The following is a 17472-nucleotide window of genomic DNA, read 5'->3' as shown; positions in this document are numbered from 1 at the left end:
CACAATTACAATGAAATTGTATCACTTGTTTTTCTTAACATGATTGATAAACATTTAAACTTGACAAGGGCTGTGAAGCCGCTTCACTCCCTGTGAAGGTTCTGTATGTTGAGAAGAAGTACAATGTACATGCCGACACTTACTTTTAGCAAGACAAGTTCATAGCAAGAGGAGGTGAAAGTGATGAATCCTTTAGCAATTCTCATCTCCATTTTGCTGAGCCTATTCTGTTTAGTTGTTGGCTACTATGTTCGTAAAATCATTGCCGAAGCAAAAATTTCAGGTGCGCGAAATGCAGCCGAACAAATTCTTGGAGACGCAAAGCGGGATGCTGAAGCGTTGAAAAAAGAAGCCCTTCTTGAAGCAAAGGACGAGATTCATACGCTTCGGATAGAAGCTGAACAAGAAGTTCGTGAAAGACGAAATGAGCTTCAAAAACAAGAAAACCGTTTACTTCAAAAGGAAGAGAACCTTGACCGAAAAGATGAATCATTAGATAAACGGGAAGCGATGTTGGAGAAGAAAGATCATTCTCTGAATGAACGACAACAACATATTGAAGAGATGGAAAGCAAAGTGGATGAAATGATTCGTATGCAGCAGTCAGAGTTGGAGCGTATTTCAAGTCTGACGCGAGATGAAGCGAAGCAAATCATTCTGGAACGGGTTGAAAACGAGCTTTCCCATGACATCGCGATCATGATGAAAGAAAGTGAAAATCGAGCGAAAGAAGAGGCTGATAAAAAAGCGAAAAATATTCTTTCATTGGCTTTACAGCGCTGTGCGGCTGATCATGTGGCCGAGACAACGGTTTCAGTTGTCAATCTTCCAAATGATGAGATGAAAGGCCGCATTATCGGACGTGAAGGACGTAATATCCGTACATTGGAAACATTGACGGGGATCGATCTGATCATCGACGATACGCCGGAAGCCGTTATCCTTTCAGGATTTGATCCGATCAGGCGTGAAACAGCCAGGATCGCTCTAGATAAACTCGTTCAGGATGGCCGCATTCATCCTGCCAGAATCGAAGAAATGGTTGAGAAATCCCGCCGTGAAGTGGATGATTACATTCGCGAAATGGGTGAACAGACGACGTTTGAAGTTGGAGTTCACGGTCTTCATCCCGATTTAATCAAAATCCTCGGCCGCTTGAAGTTCAGAACAAGCTACGGACAGAATGTACTGAAACATTCAATGGAAGTGGCGTTTCTGACAGGCTTGATGGCTTCAGAGCTTGGAGAAGACGTGACGCTCGCAAAAAGGGCAGGACTTCTTCATGATATCGGGAAAGCGATTGACCATGAGGTGGAAGGAAGCCACGTTGAAATCGGTGTGGAACTGGCCACCAAGTATAAAGAGCATCCAGTTGTCATCAACAGTATCGCATCTCACCACGGAGATCAGGAGCCGACTTCCATCATCGCCGTGCTCGTGGCCGCAGCCGATGCGCTGTCTGCCGCAAGACCTGGCGCAAGAAGCGAAACGCTCGAAAACTATATTCGCAGGCTTGAAAAACTGGAAGAAATCTCTGAATCGTACGAAGGTGTTGAAAAATCATTCGCGATACAAGCGGGACGAGAGGTGCGGATCATGGTCAAACCTGACTCAATCAACGATCTTGAAGCCCATCGTTTGGCGCGTGATATTCGAAAACGAATTGAGGACGAGCTTGACTACCCTGGACACATCAAGGTAACCGTGATCAGGGAAACGAGAGCCGTTGAATACGCAAAATAAAGTGGTGCGAATGCGCCACTTTATTTTTTTGTTTCCTTATGTAACACTATGATTAAAACCTATTTTAAAAAAGAAAGGGTCAAATTATGAGAATTTTATTTATTGGAGATGTCGTCGGTTCGCCCGGCAGAGACATGATCAAAACCTATTTGCCGAAGCTGAAGCTGAAATATAAACCGAATGCCGTCATCGTCAACGGAGAAAACGCCGCACACGGAAAAGGCATTACCGAAAAAATATACCACCAGCTCATCCAAGCGGGAGCCGACGTTCTCACAATGGGAAATCACACATGGGATAAAAGGGAAATATTTGATTTTATTGATGACGCGCCGCAGATCGTCAGACCCGCCAATTTTCCCGAAGGCACGCCTGGAAAAGGCATCACATACATAAAAACAAACGGTTCGAAGGAACTGGCTGTGATCAATTTACAAGGCCGCACATTTCTGCCTGCGATCGATTGCCCATTTCGAAAAGCTGATGAATTAATAGAAGAAGCCGCAAAAAGAACACCGTTCATTTTTATCGATTTTCATGCCGAAGCGACAAGCGAAAAGCAAGCGATCGGCTGGTATACGGACGGCCGCGCTTCAGCGGTTGTCGGAACGCATACGCATGTTCAGACAGCCGACAACCGCATTCTTCCGAAAGGCACGGCATATATAACAGATGTGGGGATGACAGGGCCTTACGACGGCATTCTCGGCGTCGACCGCGAGACGATTATCAAGCGTTTTAAAACGAGCCTGCCCGTCCGTTTTGAGATTGCCGAAGGCCGCACAACACTGAGCGGAGTTGTCATTGACATCGACGAACAGAGCAAAAAAGCCGTTAAAATAGACCGGATATTAATTAATGATGACCACATGTTTTTTGAATAACTGAACAGAAAATCATTTTAGAAAAATATTAAAAGGAAAGCAGGAATATCCCGGTCCTATAGTGAATATAGTAAAAATGGAAGGTACCCTGCTATTTTTGAAAAGCAATTAAAAGGGGATGGCTTTGAAAATAGCAACATCTAATAATGATTGTTCTAATGAACACTCACTTATCCATTGTAAACTTAAGGGGGAGCAGGAATGGAAATATTAAAGGTTTCAGCAAAATCAAATCCAAACTCGGTCGCAGGTGCGCTCGCAGGAGTCTTAAGGGAACGAGGAGCTGCAGAAATTCAAGCAATCGGAGCCGGGGCATTAAATCAGGCCGTTAAAGCGGTAGCGATTGCACGGGGATTTGTAGCGCCGAGCGGTGTCGATCTGATTTGCATTCCGGCGTTTACGGACATTCAAATTGACGGTGAAGAACGGACAGCGATTAAGCTAATCGTAGAGCCTCGCTGATAGAAAAATCACTCTTTTTCAAATGCTTCAACCTGCTTACTTTCACGTAAGCGGGTTGTTTTTGGTTTGGCCGTTTTTGAAAAATGCAGCCGGGAGAGGATGAATGTGAAGATTTTTGATGCCCATTCTGATTTGCTGCTGAAGCTCTGGAAAAATCCGAAGCTCAATGAATACAGCGATCCGTCGCTTCAAACGCCAGTCCAGGCGCTTTTAAACGGAAAGGCGAAAGTGCAGTGTCTGGCGATTTTTCTGCCTGAAACCGTACCCGACACAATAAGGCTTGAAATGGCGCTTGTCCAGATTCAGCTGTTTCATGAAAAAATTGCAAAGTACAAGCGGATCAAACTGATCAAAAATAAAGCCGATATCGACAAGCTCAAAAGCGATGAAACCGGCATCATTTTAACGATGGAAGGCTGTGAGCCGATCTCAAAAAACTTAAGGCTATTTGACATCTTTTTTCAGCTCGGAGTCAGAAGTTTCGGCCTGACGTGGAACTGGGCCAATACGTTCGCAGACGGCGCTTTAGAAGAAAGAAACGCCGGCATAACTTCTTACGGGGAAAGGCTGATTCGTAAGGCGAACAAAAACCGAGCATGGACAGATCTCTCCCATTTATCCGAAAAAAGCTTTTGGGGTGCGATTGAAACGGCGGCGTATCCGATCGCCTCTCATTCGAATGCCCACAGCCTTTGCCCTCATCCGAGAAATTTAAAAGACGATCAAATCAAAGCGCTTATTGATAAGAACGGTGTCATCGGCTTGACATTTGTCCCTGAATTCGTGAGAAACGGAAAAACGCCTGTGATCAAAGATATCCTCTCACATATTGACCATGTCTGCTCTTTAGGAGGCGAGCGGCATATCGGATTCGGATCTGATTTTGACGGCATCGACCGGGTCATTCCGGGTCTGGAAGCCCACAAAGATTACAGGAATCTGATCGAAGCGCTGCAGCGTTCATATACACCAAGTCAAGTCGACGGATTTCTCTTTCAAAATTTCATCAGCCGCATCCCATTTTAAAAAAATATCATACATTTTTCAGAGGGTGTTCATCTGTTTTTCTCAGGAAGACACTGGCGTTTACCAAGAGCGATTATCGTGCTACAATCCTTTTGTAAAGCGATTTTACAAAGGGGGTCTGTTCATCTTGGACGGAAATATGAAAGCGCTTATCAAGAAGCCGGGGGAGCCGGGCGCCAGCTTTGAGCTCGTCCCGATTCCGACGATCGACAAACACGAAGTGCTGATCAAAGTCAAAGCTGCATCGATTTGTGGAACCGATGTCCATATTTATAATTGGGATGAATGGGCGAAAAGCAGGGTTAAACCGCCTTATGTGTTTGGTCACGAATTTTCCGGCGAGGTTGTTCTAGTGGGGGAAAGTGTGACTACGGTACAAGAAGGGGAGTATGTTTCGGCAGAAACGCACATCGTTTGCGGAAAGTGCCTGCCGTGTTTGACCGGAAAAGAGCATGTCTGCAGAAAAACGCTGATACTCGGTGTCGATACAGACGGCTGTTTTGCCGAATATGTTAAAGTGCCCGCCGCAAACATTTGGAAAAACCCGGCCGGCATGCCTGCGGATCTCGCTTCTATTCAAGAACCGCTCGGAAATGCCGTGCATACGGTTCTGACGGGAATGACGGCAGGAGTGAAAGTCGCTGTCGTCGGCTGCGGACCAATCGGACTGATGGCCGTGGCAGTTGCAAAAGCGTCAGGGGCGGCACAGGTGATCGCCATCGATAAAAACGAATACAGGCTCGACCTTGCATTGCAAATGGGGGCAACCGATATCATCTCCGTTGAAAAAGAAGATCCGCTCAAAAATGTAAGCGCTTTAACGGGTGGTGAAGGGGCGGACTTGGTTTGCGAAATGTCAGGCCATCCGACAGCAATCCGCCAAAGTTTAAAAATGGCGGCAAACGGAGGGCGGGTTCATGTCTTAAGCCTGCCTGAGCATCCCGTATGCATCGACATGACAAATGATATCGTCTTTAAAGGATTGACGGTCCAGGGAATTACCGGCCGCAAAATGTTTGAAACGTGGAGACAGGTCAGCGGTCTCCTCCAGTCCGGTACGATTCAAATCAAGCCTGTCATCACCCACCGTTTCCCGATGGAAGAGTTTGAAAAAGGCTTTGAACTGATGAGAAAAGGGCAATGCGGAAAAGTCATACTGATACCGTAGAAAGGAGAGATTGATATGAAAGAATTCAATTTTTTAGCTTCCGAGCTTGATACAATGAAAGAAAACGGAACTTTTCAGGACCTGCCGATCATCGAATCGCTGCAAGGATCAACCGTTAAAATGAAAGGAAAAGATATCATTCAGCTTTCATCCAATAACTATCTCGGGTTGACGTCTCATCCCCGCCTCCAAAAAGCGGCCGAAGAGGCGGTCAAACAGTACGGAGCTGGAACAGGATCGGTCCGTACAATAGCCGGAACATTCACCATGCATGATGAGCTCGAAAAGAAGCTTGCTTCATTTAAAAACACTGAAGCGGCACTCGTATTCCAGTCCGGTTTCACCGCAAATCAAGGCATTCTTTCAAGCATCCTCACCAAAGATGATATCGTCATTTCAGACGAATTAAACCATGCTTCCATCATTGACGGCATCAGGCTCACCAAAGCGGGCAAAAAAGTATATCAGCATGCGGACATGGAAGATTTAGAAAAGATTTTGAAAAAATCAATGAATTACAGAATGCGGCTTATCGTTACAGACGGCGTGTTTTCGATGGACGGGGACATCGCGCCGCTGCCCGAAATCGTCCGGCTCGCTGAACAGTATGACGCATTTGTCATGGTCGACGACGCGCACGCGTCCGGCGTTCTCGGCGAGAACGGGCGCGGAACGGTTCACCATTTCGGGCTGGACGGGAAGGTTCACATTCAAGTCGGCACGCTCAGCAAGGCGATCGGTGTTTTAGGAGGCTATGCGGCCGGGTCCAAGGTGCTGATCGACTATTTAAAGCATAAAGGAAGGCCATTTCTCTTCAGTACTTCCCATCCGCCGGCCGTCACTGCGGCATGCATTGAAGCGGTCAATGTGCTGATGGAGGAACCTTCATTGATTAAAAAGCTTTGGGACAATACCGCGTACTTCAAAAAAGGGCTTGAAAAAATCGGCCTTCCGCTGATTAAGAGCGAAACGCCGATCACGCCGATTTTGATCGGTGATGAAGCTGAGGCATGCCGCTTCTCAAACACGCTTTTTGAGCTCGGTTTATTTGCGCAGGCCATTGTTTTTCCGACCGTCCCGAAAGGCAAAGCGCGGATCAGAACGATCATGACCGCCCAGCATTCGAAAGAAGAGCTCGATCAAGCGCTTGAAATCATTGAAACCGGCGCCAAAAAAGCGGGTCTGCTTTAAATTCATCGATTTCTTTTTGAGCAAAGCAAATAACCATTGATAATCATTTTCAGTTAGTGTACAATGATGGGTTCCGGGTTGTGCTGACAACCGAGAACCTTTATACTGAAGAGTGGAGCTTTGTTTGAAAGGAGATCAAAAACATGAATGAGAAACAGCGCATTGAAAGCGGACAGGTCAATCCATCGGACAAAAAATCCGAGAAGGATTACAGCAAGTACTTCGAAGCTGTTTATGTTCCGCCTTCATTAAAAGATGCGAAAAAACGCGGCAAAGAAGAGGTTAAATACCATAACGATTTTAAAATTTCCGAGCAGTACAAAGGGATGGGTGAAGGACGGAAGTTCTACATCCGCACATATGGCTGCCAGATGAATGAACACGATACAGAAGTCATGGCCGGTATTTTCATGGCGCTCGGCTATGAGCCGACCGATTCGACTGAAGATGCCAATGTGATTCTGTTAAACACATGCGCCATTCGCGAAAATGCGGAAAACAAAGTATTTGGTGAAATTGGCCATTTAAAAGCTTTGAAAAAAGACAATCCGGATTTGATCCTCGGCGTCTGCGGATGTATGTCCCAGGAAGAATCAGTCGTCAACCGGATTTTAAAGAAACATCCGTTCGTCGATCTGATTTTCGGTACACACAATATCCACCGCTTGCCGGAACTTTTATCAGAGGCTTATCTGTCAAAAGAAATGGTCATCGAAGTGTGGTCTAAAGAAGGCGATGTCATTGAAAACCTTCCGAAAGTCCGCATCGGCAAAATTAAAGGCTGGGTCAACATCATGTACGGCTGCGACAAGTTCTGTACGTACTGCATCGTGCCGTACACAAGAGGAAAAGAACGAAGCAGACGTCCCGAAGAAATCATCCAGGAAGTGAGAAGGCTTGCGGCTGAAGGCTACAAAGAAATCACGCTTCTCGGACAGAACGTCAACGCTTACGGCAAAGATTTCGAGGATATGGAATACGGACTCGGCCACTTGATGGATGAGCTCCGCAAAATCAATATTCCGCGAATCCGCTTCACGACAAGCCATCCGCGTGATTTTGACGATCATCTGATCGAGGTGCTCGCAAAAGGCGGGAACCTTCTGGACCACATCCACCTGCCTGTTCAGTCCGGAAGCTCGGATGTCTTGAAACTGATGGCGCGCAAATACGACCGGGAACGCTATCTTGATCTTGTCGCCAAAATTAAAAAAGCGATGCCGAACGCGTCTTTAACAACGGACATTATCGTCGGCTTCCCGAACGAAACAGATGAGCAATTTGAAGAAACGCTTTCTTTATACAAAGAGGTTGAATTTGACAGCGCCTATACGTTCATCTACTCGCCTCGCGAAGGAACGCCTGCTGCAAAAATGAAAGACAATGTTCCGATGCGCGTGAAAAAGGAACGGCTTCAGCGATTAAATGAAGTGGTCAACGAAATTTCCGCGAAGAAAATGAAGGAATATGAGGGGCAGGTTGTCGAAGTGTTAGTAGAGGGTGAAAGTAAAAACAACCCTGATATCCTTGCCGGCTATACACGGAAAAACAAGCTTGTCAATTTCAAAGGACCAAAAGAAGCGATCGGCCAGCTTGTCAACGTGAAAATCCACCAGGCGAAAACTTGGTCGCTTGACGGGGAAATGGTAGGAGAAGCAATCGAGGTGAAATAAAGTGACGCTTTATAAGAAAAAAGAGGTTGTTGAAAAAGCGCGGGAGCTCGCAAAAATGATTGCCGAAACGGAAGAAGTCGACTTTTTTAAAAAAGCGGAGGCACAGATTAATGAGAATGCCAAAATAACGGGCATAATCAACCAAATCAAAGCCCTGCAAAAGCAAGCCGTCAACTTTAAACATTACGAAAAGCACGAAGCGCTTAAACAAACAGAAGCTAAGATTGACGCGCTTCAGGAAGAGCTTGACGAGATTCCGATCATTCAAGAGTTCAGAGACTCTCAAATGGAAGTCAACGATCTTCTTCAGCTTGTCGCGCATACAATATCAAACCAAGTGACAAACGAGATCATCACATCGACCGGGGGAGACCTGCTGAAAGGCGAGACCGGTTCAAAAGTAAAAAATTCATCACCGAGCTGTTCTCTATAATTTGGCGGCGCCTTTTAAAGGCGCCGTTTTTTTTGAATTCAATTTCCCGCCGTGACGGCTTATTGAAAAGATTCGGTTTTCGGTCTGTCTTTTTCTTTTCTGATTTAAGTCAAGTTTATCCTTTTATGTGCATACACTTAAACAGATTCATTATATGGGAATGTTATTTTGATTTCTCAAGGAACGCACATTAGACGAATGCCCAGCATAGGATAATACGAGGAAAAACAAGGAGGCATGACCGAATGTCTGAATACAGGGAAATTATTACTAAAGCGGTGGTCGCGAAAGGCCGGAAATTCACCCAGTCCACTCATACAATCTCCCCTTCGCAAAAGCCAACCAGTATTTTAGGCGGTTGGATTATCAATCATAAGTATGACGCCGAAAAAATCGGAAAAACCGTGGAAATTGAAGGGACATATGATATCAACGTCTGGTATTCATATGCGGACAACACCAAAACCGAAGTTGTGACAGAACGCGTTTCCTATGTTGATGTCATTAAGCTCCGGTATCGCGACAAAAATTACTTAGATGATGAACACGAAGTCATTGCGAAGGTGCTTCAGCAGCCGAACTGCCTTGAAGTGACCATTTCCCCGAACGGAAACAAAGTGGTTGTACAGGCGGAAAGGGAATTTTTATCAGAGGTCGTCGGCGAGACGAAGGTTGTCGTTGAGGTCAATTCTGATTGGACGGAAAGCGATGAAGAAGAAGCGTGGGAAGAAGAACTTGACGAAGAACTTGAGGATATCAATCCGGAGTTTTTGGTCGGAGATCCAGAAGAATAAAAGGAAGCTAGGGAAACACCGCCCTAGTTTCTTTTTTTTCAGCATGAATCTTTATGGTATAATGAGAGTTGGAATCAATAGAAACGTTTATACATAGTGAGGGATTAAATATGGCAGGCTACACGCCTATGATACAGCAATATTTAAAGATTAAGGCAGAGTATCAGGATGCCTTTTTATTTTTTCGTCTTGGAGACTTTTATGAAATGTTTTTTGAGGATGCAAAAAAGGCGTCTCAGGAACTCGAAATCACGCTGACGAGCAGAGACGGTGGATCGAGCGAAAGAATCCCGATGTGCGGGGTTCCTTATCATTCCTGCTCTTCGTATATCGAACAGCTGATTAAAAAAGGTTATAAAGTCGCGATCTGTGAGCAGGTGGAGGACCCTAAATCGGCCAAAGGAGTCGTCAAAAGGGAAGTCGTGCAGCTGATCACACCCGGCACCGTGATGGACGGCAAAGGGATTCATGAAAATGAAAACAACTTTATCGCCTCTGTCAGTGAATTTCAGCATACATACGGGCTCGCTTTTTCCGATTTGACGACGGGCGAGAATTTAGTAACGGTTATCGAAAGGCTTGATGATGTCATTTCCGAGATATACTCTGTCGGAGCAAAGGAAATCGTCGTCAGCCGCAACCTTGACGAGAAAGACGTCGCGCTGTTAAAAGAGCGCTGCGGCGCCACGATCTCTTTTGAGGATGAACAAGCAGATGAAGTGCCTGACATTGCGAACGGACTGGCGTCCAAAGAGCTTGTCGATACGTTTATGAAGCTTTACGTCTACTTGAAGCGGACGCAGAAAAGAAGCCTTGACCACCTTCAAAACGTTCAGGCTTACGAGCTCGAAGAAGCGATGAAAATCGATTTGTACTCGAAACGCAATCTTGAACTGACGGAAACGATCCGTTCAAAAAACAAAAAAGGTTCGCTTCTTTGGCTTTTGGATGAAACGAAAACGGCCATGGGAGGACGGCTGTTAAAGCAATGGATCGACAGGCCGCTGATCAGAAAGGGACAGATCGAAGAGCGCCAGGAAATCGTCGAAACGCTGATCGCCCATTTGTTTGAGCGGGAAGATTTGCGCGAACGGCTGAAGGAAGTATACGACCTCGAGCGGCTCGCCGGAAGGGTCGCATACGGCAACGTCAATGCCAGAGATTTGATCCAGCTGAAGGAATCGCTGAAACAAGTGCCGGCCATCAAACAGCTTGTCGGCTCCCTCGACCATCCGAAAGCAAAAGCGCGCGCCGAGAAAATCGATCCGTGCGGTGATCTTTTGAATCTTTTGGAAGATTCGCTATACGAGAATCCGCCGCTTTCATTAAAAGAGGGGAACTTAATCAAAGACGGCTATCACGCCAAGCTGGATGAATACAGGGACGCAAGCAAGAACGGAAAAGACTGGATCGCAAGGCTTGAGCAGCAGGAACGCGAGTACACGGGAATCCGCTCTTTAAAAGTCGGCTTTAACAAGGTGTTCGGCTATTATATTGAAGTGACGAAAGCGAACATCCATCTGCTTGAAGAAGGCCGCTATGAACGGAAGCAGACGCTGACCAATGCAGAACGCTACATCACACCGGAGCTGAAAGAAAAAGAAGCGCTGATTCTCGAAGCGGAAAACAATATTTGCGAGCTGGAGTATGAGCTGTTTTCCGAGCTTCGCAGCAAGGTGAAGGAATATATCCCGCGCCTGCAGCAGCTGGCAAAAATGATGAGCGAGCTTGACGTGCTCCAATGTTTTGCGACGATCAGCGAAAACCGCCACTATGTTAAGCCGGAGTTTTCCGGGGACGTCGTTCAGGTGATCGACGGTCGGCATCCGGTCGTAGAAAAGGTGATGGACAGTCAGTCTTACGTTCCGAACAGCTGTGAAATGGGGAAAGGCAGACAGATGCTTTTAATCACCGGACCGAATATGTCCGGGAAAAGCACATATATGAGACAGATGGCGCTGATCTCCATTTTGGCGCAGATCGGCTGTTTTGTTCCTGCGAAAAAAGCGGTGCTGCCGATCTTTGACCAGATCTTTACGAGAATTGGCGCAGCGGATGATCTTATATCGGGACAGAGCACGTTTATGGTGGAAATGCTTGAAGCCAAAAACGCGATTGTTCATGCGACGAAAAACAGCTTGATTTTATTTGACGAAATCGGCCGGGGTACGTCCACTTACGACGGAATGGCGCTTGCACAGGCGATCATCGAGTACGTTCACGAGCACATCGGTGCGAAGACTTTATTTTCCACTCACTATCACGAGCTGACGGCCCTTGAAGAAAAGCTGGCCGATTTGAAGAACGTCCACGTTCGTGCGGAAGAATACGAAGGGAAGGTCGTTTTCCTTCACCAGATAAAAGAAGGTGCAGCAGATAAAAGCTACGGTATCCATGTCGCACAGCTGGCCGAATTGCCCGACGGTTTGATCAGCAGGGCGAAAACGATCCTGAAAGAGCTTGAATCCGGCGCCAAAGAAGCCGCTCCGTCAACGGCTCCGAATACGGTAAAAGAGGCGGCGGAAGAAGTCGCGGCAACTGTTGCAGATCAACCGGCCCAGCTGTCATTTTTTGAGACGGACAAGCCGAAAGAAAAAGAGACGAAGCTCTCCAAAAAAGAGCAGGCTGTTTTAGCCGAATTTAAAACGATGGATCTGCTCGATATGACGCCTATACAAGTCATGAATGAACTGTACAGGCTGCAAAAAAAATTAAAGTAACAAAGAGGTGACCCAACTTGGCAAAAATTGTTCAGCTGCCTGACGATTTATCGAATAAAATCGCGGCGGGTGAAGTAGTGGAAAGGCCTGCGTCGGTCGTCAAAGAGCTTGTCGAAAATGCAATCGATGCGAACAGCTCCGTGATTGAAATCGATGTTGAAGAAGCAGGTCTCGCCTCGATTAAAGTGCTTGACGATGGCGAAGGGATGGATGCAGAAGACTGCAGAACGGCTTTTTTGCGTCATGCCACAAGCAAAATCAAAGACGAAAACGACCTGTTTCGTGTCAGAACGCTCGGATTTCGCGGAGAAGCTTTGCCAAGTATCGCGTCTGTCTCACACTTAAGCATTAAAACGAGCACCGGAGAAGGGGCAGGCACCCATTTGACGCTTCAAGGGGGAAGGATCATTTCCGAGCAAAAAGCGTCAAGCCGCAGAGGAACCGAAATTACGGTTACCAATCTGTTTTTCAATACGCCGGCAAGGCTGAAATATATGAAAACGATCCATACGGAGCTTGGCAACATCACAGACGTGGTCAACAGAATTGCCCTTGCCCACCCTGAAGTTTCGATCAGGCTGCGTCATCAAGGGAAAACGCTTCTGCAGACAAACGGCAACGGCGATGTCCGTCACGTGCTTGCGGCGATTTACGGCACGGCGGTTGCCAAAAAAATGCTCCCGCTTGAAGCGAGATCTCTTGATTTTGAAGTGAAGGGCTATATCGCCCTTCCTGAAATCACGCGCGCCTCGCGAAATTACATGTCTTCTGTCGTCAACGGCAGATACATTAAAAACTTCCCGCTCGTGAAAGCGATCCACGAGGGCTATCATACGCTTCTTCCGATCGGCCGCCATCCGATCACATTCATTGAAATCAACATGGACCCGCTGCTTGTGGACGTCAACGTGCATCCGTCAAAGCTGGAGGTCAGGCTGAGCAAAGAGACGGAGCTTCACGAACTGATTCGCGACGCCATCAAAGACGTCTTTAAACAGCAGCAGCTCATTCCAAGCGTGCAAGTCCCGAAAAAAACCGCGCCTCTGATCAATAAACCGGAGCAGCAAAAGCTTGATTTCGACCCGGTACGAGAGCCGGCACCTCTTTCTGATCCTGATGTTGAAAGAGAATATAAGCCGGAGCCTTCGTTTTCGGCGATGAAATTAAGCTCGCTTGTCAAAGACCCGCCGCCTTCCGCTCCCCTAGAGCGCGAAGAAAGCATTATGCAGGACACCGAGCCTGAATGGCCCGGAGCTGAAGAGTATACGCCGGAAGCCGGGCCGGCCGCACAAGCAGAACCGGAACAGGCAGGAGAAAACGCCCAGGACGAAGAGACGCCAAAAGAAAGGGTGCCGATCATGTATCCGATCGGCCAAATGCACGGCACCTACATTCTCGCCCAAAATGAAAACGGGCTGTACATCATTGATCAGCACGCCGCACAGGAGCGGATCAAATACGAATATTTCCGTGAAAAAGTCGGGGAAGTCGAACCGGAAGTCCAGGACATGCTTGTGCCGCTGACATTCCATTATTCAAAAAATGAAGCGCTGACGATCGACCAGCACTTGGACGACTTAGCCAAAGTCGGCGTCTTTCTCGAATCGTTCGGCGCCGGCAGCTATATCGTCCGATGCCACCCGACTTGGTTTCCAAAAGGGGAGGAAACGACGATTATTGAAGACATCATTCAGCAGGTCCTTGATGATCGCACCATCGACATCAAAAAACTGCGCGAAGAAGCCGCAATCATGATGAGCTGCAAAGGTTCCATCAAAGCCAACCATCACCTGCGGGACGACGAAATCACTGCCTTGCTCGATGAGCTGCGCAGAACATCCGACCCATTCACATGCCCGCACGGCCGCCCGATCATCATCCACTACTCCACCTATGAGATGGAGAAGATGTTTAAGCGGGTGATGTAGTTTTTAATCGCTCACAACCTTTGATATATCAACGGTTGTGAGCGATTTTGATTTTATTGACCACATTTAACACTAGACGGGTTGCTTTAAATCTTGCCGTCTGTAAGAAGAAAATTAGGAAGCGGCATGTATATCGTCCGGGTATACTGTGTTAAGGATTCAAGATTGGAAGTGTCAATTCTAAAAAATTACGAATAACGGAAGGGATTTAAATAAAAGAGGGCTTCTCTTTGAGATGAAGCTCTCCTTTAAGTGGAAATCCATAGGACAACCATTAGCTAAATTTCGCAGTTGTTTTCATTTTTTGCGAAAATGTTATAATGAAAAGCCACGAAATGAATTGAAGAGGGGGAATTTTGATGCATTACATAACGGCATGCTTAAAAATCATCAGTGATAAAGACCTTAATGAAATAATGAAGGAATTCAAAACACTTGAGGAAGAAACGAACAAAGAAGAAGGGTGTATTCAATTCCATGCTTATCCGCTTGAACCATCAGAACGCAAAATCATGCTTTGGGAGATTTGGGAAAACGAAGAAGCTGTTGAAGCCCATTTCACGAAAAAACACACAAAAGACGTTCAAAAACAACAATTAACGGAAGTAGAATGGTTAATGAAAAGCAATGTGAATGATTAAAAGGCTCGTTGAGATTGATATGGATGGGCTGAAAAAGGATAAATACGATCAAATAAAACGGCAGGCCATTTACAATCTTGCGACAGCCCTCGGGATAATCTGAGGGCTGTTATGAACAAAAAAGCAGACTCTCTAGAAGTCCGCTTCAGTAATTAATCTGAAACACTGATTTTATTTTTTAGCCGGTGATTGCTTTTTCAGCAACATGAAACCCATGTTCTCCCCCGAAGTTACTCGCTTTTTCAAAAGTGCCAAAAGCAAAAGTGAGTGTAAGGATGCTAAATACGCCGATGATACTTAATTTTTTCATGCTAACGCCTCCGTTACTTTCAAAATTTGATTTTTTGCTTTTAATGCTCTTTTTAAATATTCAACAGACTTGGATAAATTTCCTTGTTTTAAATAATACTCTGCAATTTGTTCTTCAAGTTCTGAAATATCTGGCCATAAATTTTTTTGTTCGAGGTACTGTAATGATTCGTTCACTGCAGCATCATTATGACGGTCATATAAAGAGTAAATCAATTTTAATTTTGCTTGGTATTCATCTTCGCCTGTCGAATCTGCATGTTCAAGGCCTTTCTCATACCAGCTTCTGGCTTCTTTTGTTCGGTCATTTCTATACAACAGGCTTGCCATCATATAAAGGGTCCGGACTCCATTTATTGACTCAATATGTTCTGTGATATCGATTGCTTTTTTAAAATATTCTTCAGCTAACCCGGAAATATTTTTCTTGTCATAAATTAATCCATATAATATGCCAACCAATCTATAGTATTTTGCGCTTTTTGCTTCATTCAACGCTTTTTGGTAATGCTCTTCTGCTGCACTAAACCTGTACATGTCATATAAATTAGCGCCTAGGGTCATCTCACATTGAACAGATCTAAGTTTATAATCCGGGTGCTCTTGGAAAATGCTTCTTGCTTTTTGGGCGTGGCTTATTGAAATAAGGTGTTGATCTATCTGGTAGTAAGCTTCGGCAATTTTATAATGAAATTCTGCATGCTCAATTTGGTCGGGTATATTGCGGAGTTTGGCTTCTGCAAGCTGATAGAAGTTGATCGCTTCAACGTAATCTTTTTTATAGAATTCATAAACGCCTGAAAAAAACAAAGAATAATAGACAATCATATTATCTGTATTTTCCGCTCCGATCGCTTTTATACTTTGATAAAGCTTATCGGGCTCCTCAATTTCTTCAGTCATCAACTTATATCTAAAGTCTAACAAATTAAAGTAGAGCAGCAGGTTTTGATTTTCACTCATGTGTTTGATGAGACTTTGAATTTCTTCTTTTAAAGCTATGGCTTCTGTGACTTGATGATGTTTAATCATCCCGTACCATTGATTAAGCATCTTTGCAACTTTTTCAGATGCGAGTTTAACTTCCAATGACCTTTACATCCTTCCTTTTATCTATTTTAAATTTTCTAAAAAATTAGCATATAGCATTTCCTTTTTCTTCATATGTTCATTTTACCAGAATGGATCATTTATTGACAATTTTTTCCCTTTTTTATAAGATTTTTGGAAGGGAATTTTTTGATTTAGGTTTTATCAGCGTGAATAAAATGATTCATTTTAGAGACAGGATTTATTCATTAATTCTTTTCAGAATAGAGGGGTACGCAGAATGGTTAGACGAGGAAAATTGGTTTATAACAGATAGGACGAAACTAAAAAAGGAATTATCGTTCCTGCTGTTTATGAAGATGGCGCAATTAACTGGAGATGGAGATAGAAACTCATTAGTATAAGATTTTGTCTTCAGCTATAGCTCAGATCGATTTCGCATCGATCGACTGGGTCGCGGTCGGATCTTCTCAAATGAGAGGGGAGGGGATATGATGCCTAATAAAGTTAAAATATCTTATGGACAACATCCCTCGCAGTATGGTGTATTAAGGGTGCTTGAAAAGAAAGAGTCCTGCCCAGTAGTCGTTATGATTCACGGAGGGTTTTGGCAGTCGAGATATGACTTAGAAGAAAATAATCCTATTGCTGAGGATTTAACTGGTAGGGGATATGTCACTTGGAAACATTGAGTATCGCAGAGTAGGGGAAGATGGAGGAGGTTGGAAAGGGACATTTAATGATGTAATTGATGCTATAAATCATCTGTCACATTTAAAGGAATCTTATCATTTAGACCTGTCAAGTGTAATTGTTATTGGTCATTCGGCAGGAGCGCATTTAGCACTTTGGCTAGCCTCTCGAGCTGAAGCAAAATCAGATCAAATGTTTAATAAGTTGTTAGTGCCTATCAAGAAAGTAATAAGTTTGGCTGGAGTAACAGACTTAAAAAAGATGTGGGAATTTCACGAAGAAAAAGGAATGAAAAGTCATGTATCCGCACTAATGGGTGGGTCACCACATGAGGTTGCTGAACGCTATAAAGTTGTTTCTCCAATTGAGTTGTTGCCGATAAAAATCGATCATATTTTAATTCATGGTGTGTTAGATCGTCATGTTCCAATAGAGTTAAGCAAAGACTACTATTTCAAGGCAACCGAACAAGGCAGTAATGTTAGATTAATTGTGCTTCCAGATGTGGAACATTTTAAAATTATTGATCCTACCTCAACAGCTTGGGATTCAGTAATTGATACAATACGTTCATCACGGACCTTGTGATCATTGCGGCTACTTGATGTTTTAAGCTAGGTTAATGAGAATCCATCTGATGTGAAATGAAAAGAGTAGATAAAGATTGAGAACCCATTTATTTCAAATTGAACTTTTTTCTTTATTTAGGCTTTAAGATCTGATCTCAAAGATTCATTTTCAAAGATTGACAGGGTTT

The 17472-nt window shown here is 44.8% G+C and carries 16 protein-coding genes; 14 read left to right on the top strand and 2 right to left on the bottom strand.

Going from position 1 to position 17472, the window contains the following annotated elements:
• Positions 1–183: 183 nt before the first annotated feature.
• From rny to BTA31_RS04775, 12 genes are all read left to right on the top strand, one after another.
• Entirely contained in the window at positions 184–1743 is a 1560-nt protein-coding gene (gene rny / locus BTA31_RS04830) for a ribonuclease Y (RefSeq protein WP_075752751.1), read from the top strand.
• An 86-nt stretch (positions 1744–1829) separates the two neighbouring features.
• Entirely contained in the window at positions 1830–2627 is a 798-nt protein-coding gene (locus BTA31_RS04825; protein WP_043927507.1) for a TIGR00282 family metallophosphoesterase, read from the top strand.
• Between the two features lie 201 nt (positions 2628–2828).
• Positions 2829–3089 (top strand): stage V sporulation protein SpoVS, encoded by a 261-nt coding sequence (gene spoVS / locus BTA31_RS04820; RefSeq protein ID WP_003181955.1) that lies wholly within the window; start codon positions 2829–2831, stop codon positions 3087–3089.
• 105 nt (positions 3090–3194) lie between these two features.
• A complete protein-coding gene (locus BTA31_RS04815) occupies positions 3195–4115 on the top strand; it encodes a dipeptidase (protein WP_076789724.1) in 921 nt (306 codons plus the stop codon).
• A 124-nt stretch (positions 4116–4239) separates the two neighbouring features.
• Positions 4240–5283 (top strand): L-threonine 3-dehydrogenase, encoded by a 1044-nt coding sequence (tdh, locus tag BTA31_RS04810; protein WP_094777408.1) that lies wholly within the window; start codon positions 4240–4242, stop codon positions 5281–5283.
• Between the two features lie 15 nt (positions 5284–5298).
• Complete coding sequence (locus BTA31_RS04805) at positions 5299–6474, top strand: glycine C-acetyltransferase (RefSeq protein ID WP_076789392.1); 1176 nt, start codon at positions 5299–5301, stop codon at positions 6472–6474.
• Positions 6475–6617: 143 nt separating this feature from the next.
• Positions 6618–8147: a tRNA (N6-isopentenyl adenosine(37)-C2)-methylthiotransferase MiaB gene (miaB, locus tag BTA31_RS04800; protein WP_076789388.1), complete on the top strand. Its 1530-nt coding sequence runs from the start codon at positions 6618–6620 to the stop codon at positions 8145–8147.
• A gap of 1 nt (position 8148) precedes the next feature.
• Positions 8149–8580, top strand: coding sequence for a regulatory iron-sulfur-containing complex subunit RicA (ricA, locus tag BTA31_RS04795; RefSeq protein WP_076789385.1), 432 nt, complete (start codon positions 8149–8151; stop codon positions 8578–8580).
• A gap of 245 nt (positions 8581–8825) precedes the next feature.
• Positions 8826–9374, top strand: a complete 549-nt coding sequence (gene cotE / locus BTA31_RS04790) for an outer spore coat protein CotE (protein WP_020451464.1) — start codon at positions 8826–8828, stop codon at positions 9372–9374.
• A 110-nt stretch (positions 9375–9484) separates the two neighbouring features.
• Positions 9485–12094 carry a DNA mismatch repair protein MutS gene (gene mutS, locus BTA31_RS04785; RefSeq protein ID WP_043927499.1) on the top strand — a complete coding sequence of 870 codons (2610 nt, stop codon included), beginning with the start codon at positions 9485–9487 and terminating at the stop codon, positions 12092–12094.
• Between the two features lie 17 nt (positions 12095–12111).
• Positions 12112–14022, top strand: a complete 1911-nt coding sequence (mutL, locus tag BTA31_RS04780; protein ID WP_076789382.1) for a DNA mismatch repair endonuclease MutL — start codon at positions 12112–12114, stop codon at positions 14020–14022.
• 359 nt (positions 14023–14381) lie between these two features.
• Positions 14382–14663, top strand: coding sequence for a putative quinol monooxygenase (locus BTA31_RS04775; RefSeq protein WP_043927496.1), 282 nt, complete (start codon positions 14382–14384; stop codon positions 14661–14663).
• Positions 14664–14841: 178 nt separating this feature from the next.
• Here BTA31_RS04775 and BTA31_RS23505 read toward each other — a convergent pair whose 3' ends face one another.
• On the bottom strand, positions 14842–14973 hold the full coding sequence (locus BTA31_RS23505; protein ID WP_275667467.1) for a hypothetical protein: 132 nt from the start codon (positions 14971–14973) through the stop codon (positions 14842–14844).
• The gene (locus tag BTA31_RS04770) at positions 14970–16061 is read right to left on the bottom strand and encodes a response regulator aspartate phosphatase (protein WP_076789379.1); all 1092 of its coding nucleotides are present in this window, start codon (positions 16059–16061) and stop codon (positions 14970–14972) included. Before BTA31_RS04770 ends, BTA31_RS23505 begins: the two co-directional genes overlap by 4 nt.
• Before the next feature lie 455 nt (positions 16062–16516).
• On the opposite strand from BTA31_RS04770, the gene BTA31_RS23230 reads away from it, so the two are divergent.
• Both BTA31_RS23230 and BTA31_RS04760 read left to right on the top strand, forming a co-directional pair.
• Positions 16517–16714: a hypothetical protein gene (locus BTA31_RS23230; RefSeq protein WP_239693140.1), complete on the top strand. Its 198-nt coding sequence runs from the start codon at positions 16517–16519 to the stop codon at positions 16712–16714.
• Positions 16695–17303: an alpha/beta hydrolase family protein gene (locus BTA31_RS04760; protein WP_239693139.1), complete on the top strand. Its 609-nt coding sequence runs from the start codon at positions 16695–16697 to the stop codon at positions 17301–17303. Before BTA31_RS23230 ends, BTA31_RS04760 begins: the two co-directional genes overlap by 20 nt.
• The last annotated feature ends 169 nt before the right edge of the window (positions 17304–17472 follow it).

Source organism: Bacillus haynesii, from assembly GCF_001969855.1.
Lineage (GTDB): Bacteria > Bacillota > Bacilli > Bacillales > Bacillaceae > Bacillus > Bacillus haynesii.
Note: the sequence above shows the minus strand (reverse complement) of the source record. Positions and strands in the feature narration are given on the sequence as shown.